Here is a 15964-nt window from a genome sequence, read left to right on the forward strand (position 1 = left end):
TGTTTGAATCGGTCATGGTTATTCTCCTTTGTCTTAATAAATTTATTGTACATGACCTTAAAATATCTGTCTAATTAATTGTAACCTATCCATTTTTCCATTTTCGCTCTAGTGAAAATAATTTATCACAGTAAGCTCTTCCTTTTGCACCTGCAGAACCTGGAATCTCTTTTTTTCTGCTGTCTATTGGAATTGCTTCTAGATAATACCTTCTTAGAGGGGCCCAACATAAACATCTCTTTATATTGGTTACTTTTTCATATCCTGCGTAAGCATCCGAAACAAGATATCCAGAAAAATTTTCTAAGAATTTTCTAGCATGTTCCCCTGAACGGGTAGGAGTATATTCAAACAGTATAATGGGGTTTCCTTCACATTCACCGTTTCTATGCATCCAAAAATAAGATTTGCTCGAGGCTTTTCGCCCTTTTTCTTTATTACACTGATGGGTAGTTTCATCACTCATAATGATTTCATAAGTGACTAACTTCTCTTTCATCCTTTCATACAATGGCTTTAACCAAAGAAAAGCACACTGTATTACCCAGTTTGACATATTTGCTCGAGATAAAGCAATGCCCATGCGCATCCATTCTTTTTCTTGTCTGTAAAGAGGCACTGCTAACATATATTTCTGATACATAATCCATGCTACAGAAGTTGGCGAAGCAAGGGAACGTTTCATAACGGGCTTAGGGACAGCAGCTTTTTTGATAACTGCATCCGGGTATTCATCACTCGTTCCACAATTACTACATTTATAAATATGTTGTACATATTCTGTAACCTTTACTCTTGCAGGAATAAATTCTATTTCACTACGTACTTTTTTCTTTCCTATTATAGATAGTGAAGAATTGCAAATATCACATAGGGCATCTTTTGGATCTATGATGCATTCCACTACCTCACGAGGTAAATCTTTTATGAGGCGTTCTTTATCACCAATTTTGCGTTTCAGTCTAGCATGCGCTTTTACGGGGAGCATTTCAGTAGTAGTATCACAGTTTATTTCAGGTTGGATACTTTCTATTTCATCAAAAATATAGAGCTGATCACTTAAAACAGTTTTCTCACTTGATGCCCCAAATCGTTGTTTTGAAGCTTGCAAAAGTGCCTGCGTAAGTGCTTCTATATTACGCTCTAAAATTTCGATGTGTTTTTGTTGTATTTCATTTTCATGACGAAGTCTTTTTTCAGACTTTTTTAAGATAGAAATTTCCCTGGCTAAAGCTGTCTGCATAATCATATATCCCCTTTTAAAAGATACTTCTATTATACCACGAAAACGTTGTAATTTCAACACGAATAGCAATTTTAGACGAGAAAAAGTACGAGTGTTTATAATGAAAAGATGAGAGAATATAAGACTTTTTTATTGAGAAATAGGTGGTATAAAATATCTTTTTATCGGATAAGTATTTTTAGAATACAGAAGATGATGCGTCTACATTTTTAGCATGGGCTTTTTTCTGATCTATTTGAAGGCCTTCTAAAAGCCAACGCAATTCTTGTTTATTGATATTCCTAAGCTCTCCTTTCGTTTTTGGCCATTGAAATTTCATATTTTCTACTAGATTTTTTGTAGCAAGCACAAATCCATTTCCATCCCATCTTAACGCTTTGATAGCTGTATGCCTTTTATTACAGAATAGAAACAAGCTCTTTCCTGAATAAGGGTCCATTTTCAATTGAAGGGCTACCATGGAAGATAGTCCGTTAATTTGTCTTCGAAAATCAGTATAGCCAAGTGAAACATAAATATGTTCTACACCATCGGCCATATGCGAAATCATAGCTTTTGCAGAACATTTAATAGTTCTGTCAGTGTGCAAGGATTGAAATTATCAGCTATGCCTATGGAATAATCTCCACAGTTTAAAGATAATCTGTAATCTGTAGCTGGTGCAACAAAAGATTTCCTATTATTTACTGGCTCAAGTACTACTTCTGCAAACTGTTGCGATTCTACTGTGTTTGGATTATGAAATATTTTCAATCGTTTTACCCAGTAGTGATAGGTACTGTCTTTTAAACCATGTTGCTTGCACCAAGCATTTATGCTCATGCCACTTTTGCGGCAGTCTTCAATTCGTTTAGCCCACTCTTCTGCTAGAGCAGAGTTTTTTGCCATTTAAAACCCTCCTGATAATGGTATTCTTTACAGTTACAAAGATACCATTATCAAGAGGGTTTTGCACTACGCTATTTGTTCCATCGCTTACGATGATGATTTGTTTTGATAGTGTCTTTGAATAAAAAATAATGTTTAATGGAATGAAGTATGTGATATAATTATATTATAGTAGTAAATAAGGGGTGATTAAATGAGTCCATTAGCTAAAGAAGTAATTCGGAAATTGAGTGAAGAACAGGATACACAAGTTTTGGCAGAAGTATTGGATTTCTATGAATATTTGAAGCAGAAGAAGCAAAAAGAATTTCAAAAGGGATGGGCTAGTATTGAAGAAGATGAACCTGATGCTGAAGAAATAAAAACATGCAAAGAATATAAAAAATCAGAAGAAGATTTAGTTCCTTTAGAAAATTTAATTAGAGAGTTAAATTTAGATGGAGAATAATTATAAGATTAATCTTACTAAAAAAGCTGAAAAATTCATAAAAAAGCGAGATTTTAATACTCAAAAAAGAATTATTAAAGCAATATTTAAATTACCGAAAGGCGATATTAAGAAATTAAAAGGTATAGATGATATATATAGATTAAGAGTTGGGCATTTTAGAGTTTTGTTTGAAAAGAATGATGATAAACTAATAATTATTGTAATTGATGTTGGAAATAGAGGGCAGATATATAACTAAAAGCTCTGGTGCCGGTCCCTTAACTTAATAACTTGTTAAATATTCTGAAAATTTAAAATAAAGAGAACAAAATGGTGATTTTGTTACATAGAAAATAATATTACTGCAATCTGTAGGGAAATAAATTACTACTTTATTATATATTTTGATATAATATGAATATAGAGGAAGTGATTTATTTATGAATAATAGGGAAAAGTATGATCATTGGGAACATATCGCAAAGTATGATTTAGATACTGCAAAAGCCATGTTAAATGCAGGAAGATATTTGTATGTAGTTTTTATGTGTCAGCAAGCAGTTGAAAAAATAGTTAAAGGTATACATGTATTATATACAGGGAATGAAGCACCTAGAACTCATAATATATGGATAGTTTTCAAGTCTGTTTTCTTGAAAGAAGAATATAAAAATTTAGTTTTAGATGAAGAGTTTGATAATAAATTAAAAAAATATAAGCCTATTTTCATGAAGCTATTGGCTTACTATATATCTGAAAGGTATCCATCTTATAAAGAAAAGGTTGGAAACGAAGTTACTAAAGAGATTGCATTAGATACATTTCAAAAATCTGAGGAGGTGTTTTTATGGGTTCAATCCCTAAATCAATTCAGCAGATCATAGAAGATTATATAAAGAAAATATCAAAACAAATTCCTATACAGAAGGTAATTGTGTTTGGTTCATATGCAAAAGGAAATTTTAGAAATGATAGTGACATAGATTTGGCTGTTTTTTCAGATTACTTTAAAAATATGAGTCGAGTAGATGGGATTATATATTTGCTTATGGAAGCATCTGATTATGATATAGACTTAGAACCTCAGGCGTTTACACTAGATGATTACAAAAATCCATTAGGAATTGTTGAGGAAATAATTAATACTGGTATAGAGATAGAAAAATTGAATTAAAAACATAAATGGTGCCTGTCCCTTAACATATTAGCTTATTGAAAGAGGAATAGATAATAAATGAATAGAAAACATATAATAGTTCTAATTTCTTGGATAGCAGTTATCCTTTGGATGTTCTTGATTTTTAACCTATCATCCCAAGTAGCAGATGAGTCTGACAAGCTAAGCAAGGGAATAACGGAGATTGTTATAAAAACAGTTGAGAAGGTTGAGCCTAGAGTGGATTTTGATATAAGTAGGTTCAATCATATTGTGAGAAAAAATGCCCACTTCTTTGCGTACCTTGCGCTTGGTATATTTGTTATGAATGCTATGAGGAGAAGTGGAAGATATGGGTATAAGAGTGTGGTTTTAGTTTTATTGATTTGTATCCTCTATGCCATATCAGATGAAGTGCATCAGCTCTTTGTCCCTGGTAGAGGACCAGGTGTGAAGGATGTATTGATTGATAGTGCTGGGGCGAGTGTTGGAACTTTGGTGCATTTAGGAATGAGCAGAATAAAGAAAAAGGTCATGATCAGAACATGAAGATTTTATCAGTAGGTGATTTTACGCTTTTATTTTACAATCAACTATGATATATTTACATTATAAATAAACATAAAGTGCTCTAGTAAAAATAGAGCATTTATTTTGGAGTGAATAATATGCGTAAAAAAATTTATAATGTTTTACTTTTGTTTGCGGATAGTTTAGCAATTAATGTAGCTTTTGTACTAGCATTTTTATTGAGATTTGATAGCAATTTTATGAATGGCGCACAATCTGTTAATTATTTCAATGTATATGTACAAAATATATTGACTTTTACATTGATTAAGCTAATCGTATTTTATTTTTTTGGGATGTATAATAGTCTATGGAAATATGCGAGTATAGAAGAATTAATGCAAATCGTTGCAACATCTTTTGTATCTACGGCAGCTACGCTTAGCTATACAGTGATCATGCAACACCATTTACCACGTAGTATTTATATTTTAACCTTTATGTTAGATATTATACTAATAGGGGGTATTCGATTTAGCTATAGAGCCGCAAGAAGAATAAGAAACAATGGGGTAGGCAGTAATAAAAATTTTAAAAGAGTGATGATTATAGGCGCTGGTCAAGCTGGTGCGATGGTGATACAGGAATTAAAGAATCATGAAGAATTAAACAGTATACCAATTGCAGTAATAGATGATGATGATTCAAAAGCTGGTAAAAAAATAAATGGGATACCTGTTTTAGGAGATAGATATCATATAAGGAAAATGGCAGAAAGAAAAAAAATTGATGAGATTATTATTGCCATACCATCATCTTCAAGGAAAGAAATAAAAGAGATTTTCGAAGAGTGTAGTAAAACTAAATGTAAGCTAAAGATGGTTCCAGGGATTTATGAATTGATTGATGGACAAGTAAGCATTAAAAAAATTAGAGATGTAGATATAGAAGATATACTAGGAAGAGAGCCAGTAAAGGTGGATTTAGAAGAAATAAGCGGATATATACAAAATAAAACAGTTGTAGTAACGGGTGGGGGTGGATCTATTGGTTCGGAATTATCTAGACAAATTGCTACCTTCAATCCTAAGAAACTATTGATTTTAGATATATATGAAAACAATGCTTATGATATTCAAAATGAGCTTTTAAGAAATTATCCAGAATTAAATCTTGAAGTGTTGATCGCATCTGTAAGGGATCGAAAAAGAATTGAAGAAATATTTTTAAATTATAAACCGAATGTCGTGTTTCATGCAGCAGCACACAAGCATGTTCCGTTGATGGAAGCAAGTCCTCAGGAAGCTATAAAGAATAATGTGTTTGGAACATTGAATGTAGCAGAATGTGCAGATACATATGGCGTAGAAAAATTTGTTTTGATCTCTACGGATAAAGCTGTGAATCCTACAAATGTAATGGGAGCAACGAAGCGTATTACGGAGATGATTGTCCAATCGATAAGTAGGAAAAGCAAGACAGAATTTGTTGCTGTAAGGTTTGGAAATGTTTTGGGAAGTAATGGAAGTGTTATTCCATTGTTTAGAAATCAAATTGCAAAGGGTGGTCCAGTGACAGTTACCCACGCTGATATTACGCGCTTTTTTATGACAATACCAGAAGCAGCCCAATTGGTAATTCAAGCTGGGGCGATGGCAAAGGGCGGAGAGATTTTTGTTTTGGACATGGGTGAGCCTGTAAAGATTATAGAATTAGCAGAAAATTTGATGCGTTTATCAGGCTTTGAGCCTTATGTGGATATAGATATTGAGATTACAGGATTAAGACCTGGAGAAAAACTCTATGAAGAATTGTTAATGGATGAAGAAGGGTTACAAGAAACAAGACACGCAAAAATCTTTATTGGACAGCCGATATTTATGGATTATAAGGTTTTGATGACAGAAATTAATAGATTAAGAGAAATTGTCATGGGTGATGGCGAGGATATAAAAGATTATATTGAGCATATGGTACCGACTTATACGAGGACAAGTTAGAAAACTTTTGAAGGGGAAAGTGAATATAAAAGAATAAGAAAGATAAAATGATAAGCCTTGAATATGCCATGTGTATTCAAGGCTTGTGTTGTTTTTGTTATGATATGTGGGTGGGTATAGTATAATAAACAGTATAAGGAACGGTTTGTTTAAAATAATTTCCTCATCAAATAATTTATCTATTAGAAGAGTGGTTTGCCCTATTTTGACTTCGATCTTATTATTACAAAGTTGAGTATCCATTATCAAAGCATTAAGATGGGATGGAAAAGGATTGTACTTACTACAAGAAATTTAGTAGAAAATATGAAGTTTCAGTGGCCAAAAACGAAAGGAGATCTTAGAGATATAAAAAGATAAAAAATAGGTAACTATGAGCATATAAATGCTAGATATGCATCATAATTACCTATAACTCCTACTCCCACTCAATCGTTGAAGGTGGCTTACTCGTAATATCGTAAACAATTCGATTTACATTGTCTACTTCATTTACAATTCGATTTGAAATCTTCTCAAGTACTTCATAAGGGATTCTTGCCCAATCACTCGTCATACCATCGCTACTTGTTACTGCTCTTAATGCTACTGTATGGCTATAGGTTCTTTCATCCCCCATCACCCCAACACTTTTGATATTAGGTAGCGCTGTGAAGTACTGCCATATTTCTCTATGAAGATTTGCTTTTCTAATCTCATCTCTAAGAATAGCATCTGATTCTCTTACAATATGAAGCTTATCTTCTGTAATCTCACCAAGAACCCTAATAGCTAGTCCTGGTCCGGGGAAAGGTTGTCTCCACACAACTTCTTCTGGAATTCCTAATTCTTCTCCAACTTTTCTTACCTCATCTTTGAACAATTGTCTTAGTGGCTCAATTAAAGAAAATTCTATATCTTCTGGAAGTCCACCTACATTGTGATGACTTTTAATAACCGATGCTGTATCTGTTCCACTCTCAATTACATCTGGATAAACCGTTCCTTGTACAAGATAGTCCATTTTTCCAAGTTTATTTGATTCTTCTTCAAATACACGAATAAATTCTTCTCCAATAATCTTTCTTTTTGTCTCAGGATCTGTTACCCCTTTTAGTTTTCCTAGAAATCTTTCTTGTGCATTGACTCTTATTAATTTCATATGGAACTTTTCTTTAAAAAGTTTTTCTACTTGATCGCCTTCATCTTTTCTAAGAAGTCCATGGTCTACAAAGATACATGTTAATTGATCTCCGATTGCTTCATGGACCATCACTGCTGCAACAGATGAATCTACCCCGCCTGATAAGGCACATAATACGGTTTTGTCTCCTACCTTTTCTTTGATTTCCTTAATACTAGCTTCTGTAAAATTATGCATATCCCAATCTCCACTACATCCACATACCTCATATAGGAAGTTCTTAATCATTTCTCTTCCATATTCAGAATGCTCTACTTCAGGATGGAATTGGACTGCATATAATTTCTTTTCGCAATTTTTCATAGCTGCTACTGGGCAATGATCTGTTGTCGCTGTAATTTCAAAGCCAACAGGTGCTACTTCTATATAATCCGTATGACTCATCCACCATTTTGAATGGTTCTTAAGATCAACAAATATGTCTTCACCATTTTTTATATTTAATTCTACTCTTCCGTATTCTCTTGTTTTTGCTTTGGTTACTTTCCCACCAAATAGATGGGCCATTAATTGTCCACCATAGCAGATTCCAAGTATAGGAATACCTAGTTCAAATATTTCTTTTCCAATCGTTGGTGCATTTTCAACGTACGCACTTGCAGGTCCTCCTGTGAAGATAATTCCCTTTGGATTTTTCTCTTTGATTTTATCTATTGGTGTCTTATAAGAAACGACCTCGCAATATACATTTTTTTCTCTTACACGTCTTGCAATTAACTCCTTGTATTGTCCACCAAAATCTATAACAAGTACTAATTCATGGTTTTTCATAGCTTCCTCCTTTAACCTCTTACACTATAATTTGGTGCTTCTTTTGTAATACTAATATCATGTGGATGACTTTCTTGAAGAGAAGCCGCTGTAATTTTAACGAACTTTCCATTATCTCTTAGGTCTTTTATCGTAGCTGTTCCGCAATAGCCCATTCCAGCTCTTAGTCCTCCAACCATTTGATAGATAATATCTTTTAATTTCCCTCTGTATGGAACCATTCCTTCTACGCCCTCTGGTACTAGCTTTTTAGCATCTTCTTGGAAGTATCGATCTTTACTTCCTGCAGCCATTGCGCTCATAGAGCCCATTCCTCTATATGTTTTAAAGTTTCTTCCTTTATAGATTACAGTCTCCCCTGGACTTTCTTCAGTTCCAGCAAATAATGAACCCATCATACAAACATCTGCCCCAGCAGCAATTGCTTTTGGAATATCTCCTGAATATTTAATGCCCCCATCAGCAATAATTGGAATATCATATTTTTTCGCAACACATGCACAATCATATACAGCTGTAATTTGCGGTATCCCAATCCCTGCAACTACGCGCGTTGTACAAATAGAACCAGGTCCTATTCCTACTTTTACAGCATCTGCTCCAGCAATTATTAATTCCTCTGTCGCCTCACCTGTTGCCACATTTCCTACAATCAGTTGTGTATCAGCGAAAACGGATTTCATTTTCTTAACTGCATCGATTACCCCTTGCGAATGACCATGCGCCGTATCGATAACAATTACATCTACACCAGATTTTATGAGTGCTTCTGCTCGCTTAAGCATATCTCCTGTAATACCAATAGCAGCGCCTACCAATAATCTTCCACGCGCATCTTTTGCTGAATTTGGATATTGTATTGCCTTTTCAATATCCTTTATTGTAATCAGACCCTTTAAGTATCCTTCATCATCTACAATAGGAAGCTTTTCTATTTTTCTGCTTTTTAGTACCTTTTCAGCTTCATCCATAGAGATCCCTTCTCTTGCTGTAACAAGATTTTCTTTTGTCATGGCATCTGCTATTTTTTTATTGATATCATTTTCAAATCTTATATCTCTGTTTGTAAGGATTCCTACCAATTTTTTATTTTCATCAGTTATAGGTACCCCTGATATATGATATCTTTCCATTAACTCTAATGCATCCCCAATCACATGCGCTGGTGATAAATAAAAAGGGTCTACAATGACACCATGTTCGCTCCTTTTTACCTTGTCTACTTCTAGTGCTTGTACTTCAATAGACATGTTCTTATGAATAATGCCGATGCCACCTTCTCTAGCCATAGCAATGGCTAATTTTGCTTCTGTTACTGTATCCATGCCAGCACTCATTAATGGAATATTTAATTTAATTTTTTTTGTGAGGCTTGTTTTTGTATCTACATCCTTTGGCAATACATTTGATTTTTGTGGCACTAATAATACATCATCGAAGGTTAAACCTTCTTTTACAAATTTCCCTTCCATATAACCCTTCCTTTCTATGCGCCTATGCTTTATTTTTATAGTTTTTCCATTGTATGCAAAAAAATCCATGCATATTTCAAGAGTGAAATTATTACATGGATTATCCATAAAGCTCTTCCCATTTCATGTATAACAATTCCACTCATAGTTAGATTATTTAAGGTAATCTTGTAGAAACATCCAGCCTTATTCTTAGATATATATGAGGGTGCACAATATTTATTTTTCTATATAACGTATCAAATATAGCTTATTCTGTCAATACGAATGCCAAAAATACAGCGCTAACAAGTAAATTTATTTTATTTCGGCGAAAAGATTCGAGTAACCTTGAAGATATTATTACATCCTGTATTTTTTAATGAATTTTAATTTCTGAGATTTGTGGTAAAATAGATGGAGAAGTTTTATGAAATAATAAAATATATGTAGACACAGTAGTTGTAGAAGGAGATGAAAATGGGCAAAAATAAATTTAAGGTAATTAAAGGTACAAAAAATCAAGATATTGATAGGGCGTACCGTTTTATAAAGGCAGATGTAACGAATACGAGACTAATGGGGGTTGTAGGACTTCGTATTACATGGGAACGAGAAGATGGACAACTTTTTCATCAATTTTTCCATTTGGATGCAGAAGAATATGGGTTAGATGATTATGAAAGTAGCATAGGGGGAGATAGAAAACAGCTTGGAACAATCGCTGCAAAAATGATGGGTGGATTAGGGGGAGACTTTGTTTCTATAAATGAAAGCGATGCAAAATATCTTCTACAAAGGTTTGTATGTAAGAATAAAAAAAATGGTTCACCACTGCCTGATCTAGAATGGGAATATAATTTTATGCTGAAAGAGGATGTAAATTTATCAGAAGAGGAAAAGCAAAGATTATGGGGCAAAATTTGTGAAGAAATCCATTCACCTACTCAGATTATCAATTATTTTATTATGCGATCAGTAGGAATGGATGACGAAGCTATAGCTTATTTATCGTTAAATAATGAGATCGATTATAAATTAGTAAACAAACCATCTACATTGCTAAAAAATGTAATTGAGATGGACCAAGATGGGCAAGGATTTACTTATATTACAGAATCGCTTATTGATGAAGAGGATGAATATAAAATGGTCGTATCAGAAATAAAAATCATCCATAAAGAAAATAAAGTTAAAGTAGAAAAGGCGGAAATAAAATCTATTATGAAGATTACGGGTAGAGAAGCAGCCTTTGCGCTACTAAAAAAAGAACATCTGCTTGTATATGATGTAAGAGATATGGGAAAAGTGATGGGGCTATTGGAAAAAGAGAAACCCCATGCAATGAAAAATAGTTATGAATTCGGATATTTATATACGGAGTTTAATCCTACGAATGCACATGTAAACTGTAAAACATATTATTTAAATGAAGATATTTATGGCATTTATTATATTACAACTGCAGATCAATTAGTGGTAGCAGCCTATGATCAAGAAAAAATAGATAAAATAGAAAATGACTTAGAAAATATATTTGGAGAATCAATAGAATTAGAAGAAATTATGGATTTAGACAATTCTCTTTTATATGAGTTTGTCCATAGTGCGTATGATAATATATTTGATTTTTTGGATGAAGAATAAGTTGACAGAACTTAAAATTATGTGATAACATGATAAAAATGAATAATGAAGCCTTTAATTTGGTCCAGAGAGGCCGAAAAGGACGGAATATGACGATACAAGAATAGGTATCTGTATTTGTTATAAAATTTTGCGACCTTTTGCTTCTGGCAGGAGGTTTTTTGTTATATATAGAGGGAGGGTACGATATGTTCATAGATGCTTTAGTAAAAGAAATAAAAAATAAAAAATGTAATATTGTTGTGGGTTTAGATCCAAGGATTGGATCTATTCCAGAGGGTGTAAAAAATAAATATTTCAAGGAATGTGGGCATACGATAAAGGCGGCAGCTGAAGCTATACTGGAATTCAACAAAGAAATCATAGACAATGTATATGATTTTGTACCAGCAGTAAAACCTCAAATTGCCTTTTATGAACAATATGGAGTAGAAGGATTAAGGGCATATATGAAAACTTGTAAATATGCAAAGGAAAAGGGAATGCTTGTTATAGGGGATATTAAAAGAGGTGATATTGGAAGCACTTCTGTGGCTTATTCAAATGCTCATTTGGGAAACATAGATATAGAAGGAACTATACATGAGACATTTGCTGTGGATGCCATTACTGTGAATCCTTATATGGGTGGGGATACTTTAGAGGAATTTATGAAAGATATAAAGGAAAAAGAGAAGGGCATGTTTGTACTTGTGAAAACATCCAATAAAGGATCAGGGCAACTCCAAGACTTAGAAGTTAACGGGAAAAAAATATATGAGGTTGTTGCTGGTTTGGTAAATGATTTAAGCCAGCAATCTATTGGAAAATGTGGATATGCTTCTGTTGGTGCTGTGGTTGGCGCAACTTATCCAGAACAATCTAGAACCTTGAGAAAATTAATGAAAGAATCATACTTTCTTGTGCCAGGATATGGCGCACAAGGGGCTACTGTAGAGGATATAGTAGATTGTTTTAATGAGGATGGATTAGGCGCTATTATTAATTCATCTCGTGGAATTATATTTGCATACCAAAAAAGTGAAAAAGGTTATACCGCAGAAAAATATGGTCAAGCAGCAAGGCAAGAAGCATTAGAGATGAGGGACGCGATCAATAAAGGATTAGAAACTGTTGAGAAATGCTACTGGTAAGGAGGAGATAATTTGAAAGATCGATTATTTTGTAAAGTATTAGAAAATATTGAGATTGCATCAAATATTTATAAAATAGAAATAGAAAAAGTAGAAATGCTTCAGAATATTAAGGCTGGACAATTTTTGAATATAAAATGTGATGATGCGTTACTTTTAAGAAGACCTATCAGCATTAGCTATGTAGAGACGGATCGTATAGGGCTAGTGATTCGGAAATCCGGAAAAGGTACAGTTGTTTTGTGTAATAAAAGAAAGGGAGAAATGTTAGATGTATTAGGCCCTCTTGGAAATGGCTTTACTATTGATGAAAAAGAGCAGCGTGTGATTGTTATTGGTGGAGGAATCGGTACGGCACCACTACTTGAGCTAGTAAAAAGATTAGAGGGAAAAGATGTGACGGTTTTGTTAGGGTATAAAACAGAACCTTATTTAGTAAATGAATTTGAGGAATATGTAAGAGATGTAAAGGTCGCAACAGAGGATGGTAGTTTCGGGCATAAAGGATATGTTACGGAGTTATTCATAGAAGCTATAAAAGAAAACAGCGCAGAGATGGTGTATGCTTGTGGGCCAGAGATCATGCTAAAAGAAGTACAGAGGATATGTAGTAAATATGAAGTAAAATCCCAAATATCTATTGAAGAAAGAATGGCTTGTGGTGTAGGGGCCTGTTTGGTATGTACGTGTAAGGTAAAAGCAGAAGAAAAAGGCGTTAAATATGTAAGGACTTGCAAGGATGGGCCTGTATTCTCTGGAGAAGAGGTGATTTTTCATGACTAAGATAGATATGTGCGTAGATTTAAATGGATTTAAAATGAAAAACCCTGTTACAGTTGCTTCAGGAACCTTTGGATTTGGGAGAGAGTATGCTGAATATGTGGATTTAAATCAGATTGGTGCGATTTCCGTAAAGGGGTTGACCCTAGAAGAAAGACAAGGAAATCCTACGCCCAGAGTTGTAGAGACGCCAATGGGCATGATTAATAGTGTAGGACTTCAAAATCCAGGAGTCGAATATTTCATAAAGCATGAATTGCCGTATCTTTCACAATTTGATACCAAAATTATTGCAAATATCAATGGAAATACGATAGAAGAATATTGCAAGATGGCAGAAATATTATCGAAAACTTCTGTAGATGCACTAGAACTTAATATTTCTTGTCCAAATGTAAAGAGCGGTGGGGTAGCGTTTGGAATAAATCCAGACATGGTGTACAAGGTAACAAAAAGTGTGAGAGAAAACTGTGGGAAATATTTAATTGTGAAATTGAGTCCAAATGTATCAGATATAAAAGAAATAGGGATTGCTGCAGAAAATGGAGGTGCTGATTGTATTTCTTTGATTAATACGCTTATTGGAATGGGGATTGATATTGAAACACAAAAGCCAATACTTGCAAGAGGTAGTGGTGGGTTATCAGGACCTGCAGTGAAGCCAGTAGCTGTTCGTATGGTGTATGAAGTGACTAAAGTAGTAAATATACCTGTGATCGGTATGGGCGGTATTATGGATTATGCGGATGCAGTTGAATTTTTCCTAGCAGGAGCGGATGCGATATCAGTAGGAACAGCAAATTTTATAAATCCTAAAGTGACAATGGATATTCTAAAAGGGATAGAAGGGTATATGGAGAGGAAAGGATATACTTGCGTAAAAGAATTTGTAGGAAAGTTGGATTTTTAGATTAGCGTGGAATTGTATGAAATTTGAAATACAAAGCGTGTAAATTTTGATAATGCGCGAGTTAAAAGGGATATCTCAAAATATATATTTTGAGATATCCCTTTTGTTTTTGATAGATCTCGAAAAGTTGTTTGGTAGGATTCAAATAAATGAGCTGTTTGTTTCTATAACACATTTGTTAGCGTAAGTGCTTCGTTTTCTTTCACAATATTAAATAATTTCTTCAAGGTTTCGATTTCTCCGAGAGATAATGAGACGTTTTTAGATTTTACATATTGACTTGCTTTTGCCATTGTTAAATCAATATTATCAATCTCATGATGGGGCAATAATGCAGCCCAAGTTTTTCTTGTTTGTTGCCAATGGTCATTGACTTTTAGCAGTTCACTATAAGCACTATCCCAATCTAGTGTTTGAATATTTTGACCAATATGGGTTAAGTCGTTTATAAATTTAGAACAAGTATTTTCAATGTTTTCGTAAAGAAAAAACCAAGCACCGATGACAATGACTATTGATAATAAAGTAATAATCAGTATTTTCATCAAATATTACACCCTATCTTTCTTATGAATATAAATTTCATGATTTGCATCTACAAAACAAAATAAAACTTCTTTTGTATTTTTGATTCCTTTTGTCTTTAGTTGAGAAGTAAGCCATGATTTTGAGTAATTGATCTTTTTTAGATTTTCTTCATTCACATGCCCATCAATAATTAAAGAGAGAGGAAGCCCAGTGTAAGAAGGTGTGATGTGCAGATCTTCTAAAGTGACAGGTCGTTTATTTGCTTTGGGAATAATGCTCAAATCACCATTGGTTTCTAAAATTGCAAACGCAACATCTGCAATATTATAATAGTCTTTAACTCGGAGCTGTTCTACTAAATCATTTATATTAATCCTCAAACGTTTTAGTTCTTTTTCGTTGATATTTCCTTTATGAATTAATATACTTGGTTTGCCACAAATCATGACCCTAGCTTTTTCACTCTTAAGATTTATATAAGAAATAAGAACTTGTATAAATAATAAAGCAAGAATAGATACAAAACCATTTATTAAAGGAATTGCTGTATCTTCCATAGGAAGAGAGGCAAGTTCAGAAAGCATCAATATAATGACCAATTCAAAGGGCTGCATTTCACTTAATTCGCCTTTCCCCATAAGCCTTAGACAAAATAAAACAAATAGGTATAATAATAGGGTACGTATTAAAATAATAATCATTTATTTGTGTCCTTTCTCTTATAAATAGTGCACTAAAATCTTTCGTTTGGTGTAAATTCAGTACGCAATGCGTACAAAGTTACTTTTTAAATTATGACCAAATGGAAGTTGTTTTATTCTTGGAAAATAACGATGTTGAAAAAACTAATTGACTTATAGGAATAGACATGGTAATATAGATCTTGTCGCTAACAACTGCCAAACATTAAACACGAACAAAATGTGACTTGATAATGGCTAAATAAGAAATTTAAAAAAGTTATTGACAGATTCGACAAAAGATGATAAGATAATTAAGTCGCCAAACGGTGATGAAAAAGTTTTGATCTTTGAAAACTACACAGTGTAAGAATTTAAGCCAGCACTTGACTTAAGTCAAGTACAATAAGTTCTAAGAACTTAAAGCAACAAAAATGAGCATTTCAGTTTTTTATTTTGAGCAACGGAAATTATGAACGCTAGTGAATAATTTCGTTGGCGAGATAAAATTTTGATAAAAATTTTATTTTGAGCAACAGAAGTTATGAGCGATAGTGAATAACTTTGTTGGCGAGATAAAAAAGTTGATAAACTTTTTATTTTAAGAGTTTGATCCTGGCTCAGGATGAACGCTGGCGGCGTGCCTAACAC

The 15964-nt window shown here is 33.4% G+C and carries 18 protein-coding genes and 1 riboswitch; of the genes, 10 read left to right on the plus strand and 8 right to left on the minus strand.

All coding sequences use genetic code 11. From position 1 onward, the window contains the following. Positions 1–85 precede the first annotated feature (85 nt). The 3 genes from tnpC to tnpA all read right to left on the minus strand — a co-directional run bounded on the left by tnpC (position 86) and on the right by tnpA (position 2134). Positions 86–1243 carry an IS66 family transposase gene (tnpC, locus tag EV214_RS17595; protein ID WP_165916457.1) on the minus strand — a complete coding sequence of 386 codons (1158 nt, stop codon included), beginning with the start codon at positions 1241–1243 and terminating at the stop codon, positions 86–88. Positions 1244–1424: 181 nt separating this feature from the next. Continuing rightward, positions 1425–1784 (minus strand): IS66 family insertion sequence element accessory protein TnpB, encoded by a 360-nt coding sequence (gene tnpB / locus EV214_RS17600; protein WP_165916458.1) that lies wholly within the window; start codon positions 1782–1784, stop codon positions 1425–1427. 8 nt (positions 1785–1792) lie between these two features. Next, the gene (gene tnpA, locus EV214_RS17605; RefSeq protein WP_132248160.1) at positions 1793–2134 is read right to left on the minus strand and encodes an IS66 family insertion sequence element accessory protein TnpA; all 342 of its coding nucleotides are present in this window, start codon (positions 2132–2134) and stop codon (positions 1793–1795) included. Positions 2135–2327: 193 nt separating this feature from the next. On the opposite strand from tnpA, the gene EV214_RS17610 reads away from it, so the two are divergent. From EV214_RS17610 to EV214_RS17635, 6 genes are all read left to right on the plus strand, one after another. Then, positions 2328–2582 (plus strand): hypothetical protein, encoded by a 255-nt coding sequence (locus EV214_RS17610; RefSeq protein WP_132248162.1) that lies wholly within the window; start codon positions 2328–2330, stop codon positions 2580–2582. After that, positions 2572–2823: a type II toxin-antitoxin system RelE family toxin gene (locus EV214_RS17615; RefSeq protein ID WP_132248164.1), complete on the plus strand. Its 252-nt coding sequence runs from the start codon at positions 2572–2574 to the stop codon at positions 2821–2823. Before EV214_RS17610 ends, EV214_RS17615 begins: the two co-directional genes overlap by 11 nt. Positions 2824–3004: 181 nt before the next feature. Next, on the plus strand, positions 3005–3448 hold the full coding sequence (locus EV214_RS17620) for a HEPN domain-containing protein (protein ID WP_132248166.1): 444 nt from the start codon (positions 3005–3007) through the stop codon (positions 3446–3448). Next, positions 3412–3738, plus strand: coding sequence for a nucleotidyltransferase domain-containing protein (locus tag EV214_RS17625; RefSeq protein ID WP_132248168.1), 327 nt, complete (start codon positions 3412–3414; stop codon positions 3736–3738). Before EV214_RS17620 ends, EV214_RS17625 begins: the two co-directional genes overlap by 37 nt. 60 nt (positions 3739–3798) lie before the next feature. Beyond that, the gene (locus EV214_RS17630; RefSeq protein ID WP_132248170.1) at positions 3799–4269 is read left to right on the plus strand and encodes a VanZ family protein; all 471 of its coding nucleotides are present in this window, start codon (positions 3799–3801) and stop codon (positions 4267–4269) included. A gap of 119 nt (positions 4270–4388) precedes the next feature. Then, on the plus strand, positions 4389–6230 hold the full coding sequence (locus EV214_RS17635; protein ID WP_132248172.1) for a nucleoside-diphosphate sugar epimerase/dehydratase: 1842 nt from the start codon (positions 4389–4391) through the stop codon (positions 6228–6230). A gap of 418 nt (positions 6231–6648) precedes the next feature. Here the strand turns inward: EV214_RS17635 and guaA are convergent, their stop codons facing one another. Continuing rightward, positions 6649–8184, minus strand: coding sequence for a glutamine-hydrolyzing GMP synthase (gene guaA / locus EV214_RS17640; protein WP_132248174.1), 1536 nt, complete (start codon positions 8182–8184; stop codon positions 6649–6651). An 11-nt stretch (positions 8185–8195) separates the two neighbouring features. Beyond that, positions 8196–9656, minus strand: coding sequence for an IMP dehydrogenase (guaB, locus tag EV214_RS17645; protein WP_132248176.1), 1461 nt, complete (start codon positions 9654–9656; stop codon positions 8196–8198). A 125-nt stretch (positions 9657–9781) separates the two neighbouring features. Then, positions 9782–9882, minus strand: a riboswitch (purine riboswitch). 233 nt (positions 9883–10115) lie between these two features. Here guaB and EV214_RS17650 point away from each other — a divergent pair. From EV214_RS17650 to EV214_RS17665, 4 genes are all read left to right on the plus strand, one after another. Beyond that, positions 10116–11282 (plus strand): hypothetical protein, encoded by a 1167-nt coding sequence (locus EV214_RS17650; RefSeq protein WP_132248178.1) that lies wholly within the window; start codon positions 10116–10118, stop codon positions 11280–11282. Positions 11283–11470: 188 nt separating this feature from the next. Continuing rightward, complete coding sequence (gene pyrF, locus EV214_RS17655) at positions 11471–12415, plus strand: orotidine-5'-phosphate decarboxylase (RefSeq protein ID WP_132248180.1); 945 nt, start codon at positions 11471–11473, stop codon at positions 12413–12415. A 12-nt stretch (positions 12416–12427) separates the two neighbouring features. After that, entirely contained in the window at positions 12428–13198 is a 771-nt protein-coding gene (locus EV214_RS17660; RefSeq protein WP_132248182.1) for a dihydroorotate dehydrogenase electron transfer subunit, read from the plus strand. Next, the gene (locus EV214_RS17665; RefSeq protein WP_132248184.1) at positions 13191–14105 is read left to right on the plus strand and encodes a dihydroorotate dehydrogenase; all 915 of its coding nucleotides are present in this window, start codon (positions 13191–13193) and stop codon (positions 14103–14105) included. The genes EV214_RS17660 and EV214_RS17665 overlap by 8 nt, the downstream gene beginning before the upstream one ends. Positions 14106–14269: 164 nt before the next feature. On the opposite strand, the gene EV214_RS17670 is transcribed toward EV214_RS17665, so the two are convergent. The 3 genes from EV214_RS17670 to EV214_RS19000 all read right to left on the minus strand — a co-directional run. Continuing rightward, positions 14270–14650, minus strand: a complete 381-nt coding sequence (locus tag EV214_RS17670; protein WP_132248186.1) for a DUF4363 family protein — start codon at positions 14648–14650, stop codon at positions 14270–14272. 6 nt (positions 14651–14656) lie between these two features. Beyond that, positions 14657–15334 carry a YetF domain-containing protein gene (locus EV214_RS17675; RefSeq protein WP_132248189.1) on the minus strand — a complete coding sequence of 226 codons (678 nt, stop codon included), beginning with the start codon at positions 15332–15334 and terminating at the stop codon, positions 14657–14659. Positions 15335–15733: 399 nt separating this feature from the next. Next, a partial coding sequence (locus tag EV214_RS19000; RefSeq protein ID WP_207669727.1) for a hypothetical protein occupies positions 15734–15964 on the minus strand: 231 nt, incomplete at its 5' end.

The organism is Marinisporobacter balticus (assembly GCF_004345705.1).
Classification (GTDB): Bacteria; Bacillota; Clostridia; order Peptostreptococcales; family Thermotaleaceae; genus Marinisporobacter; species Marinisporobacter balticus.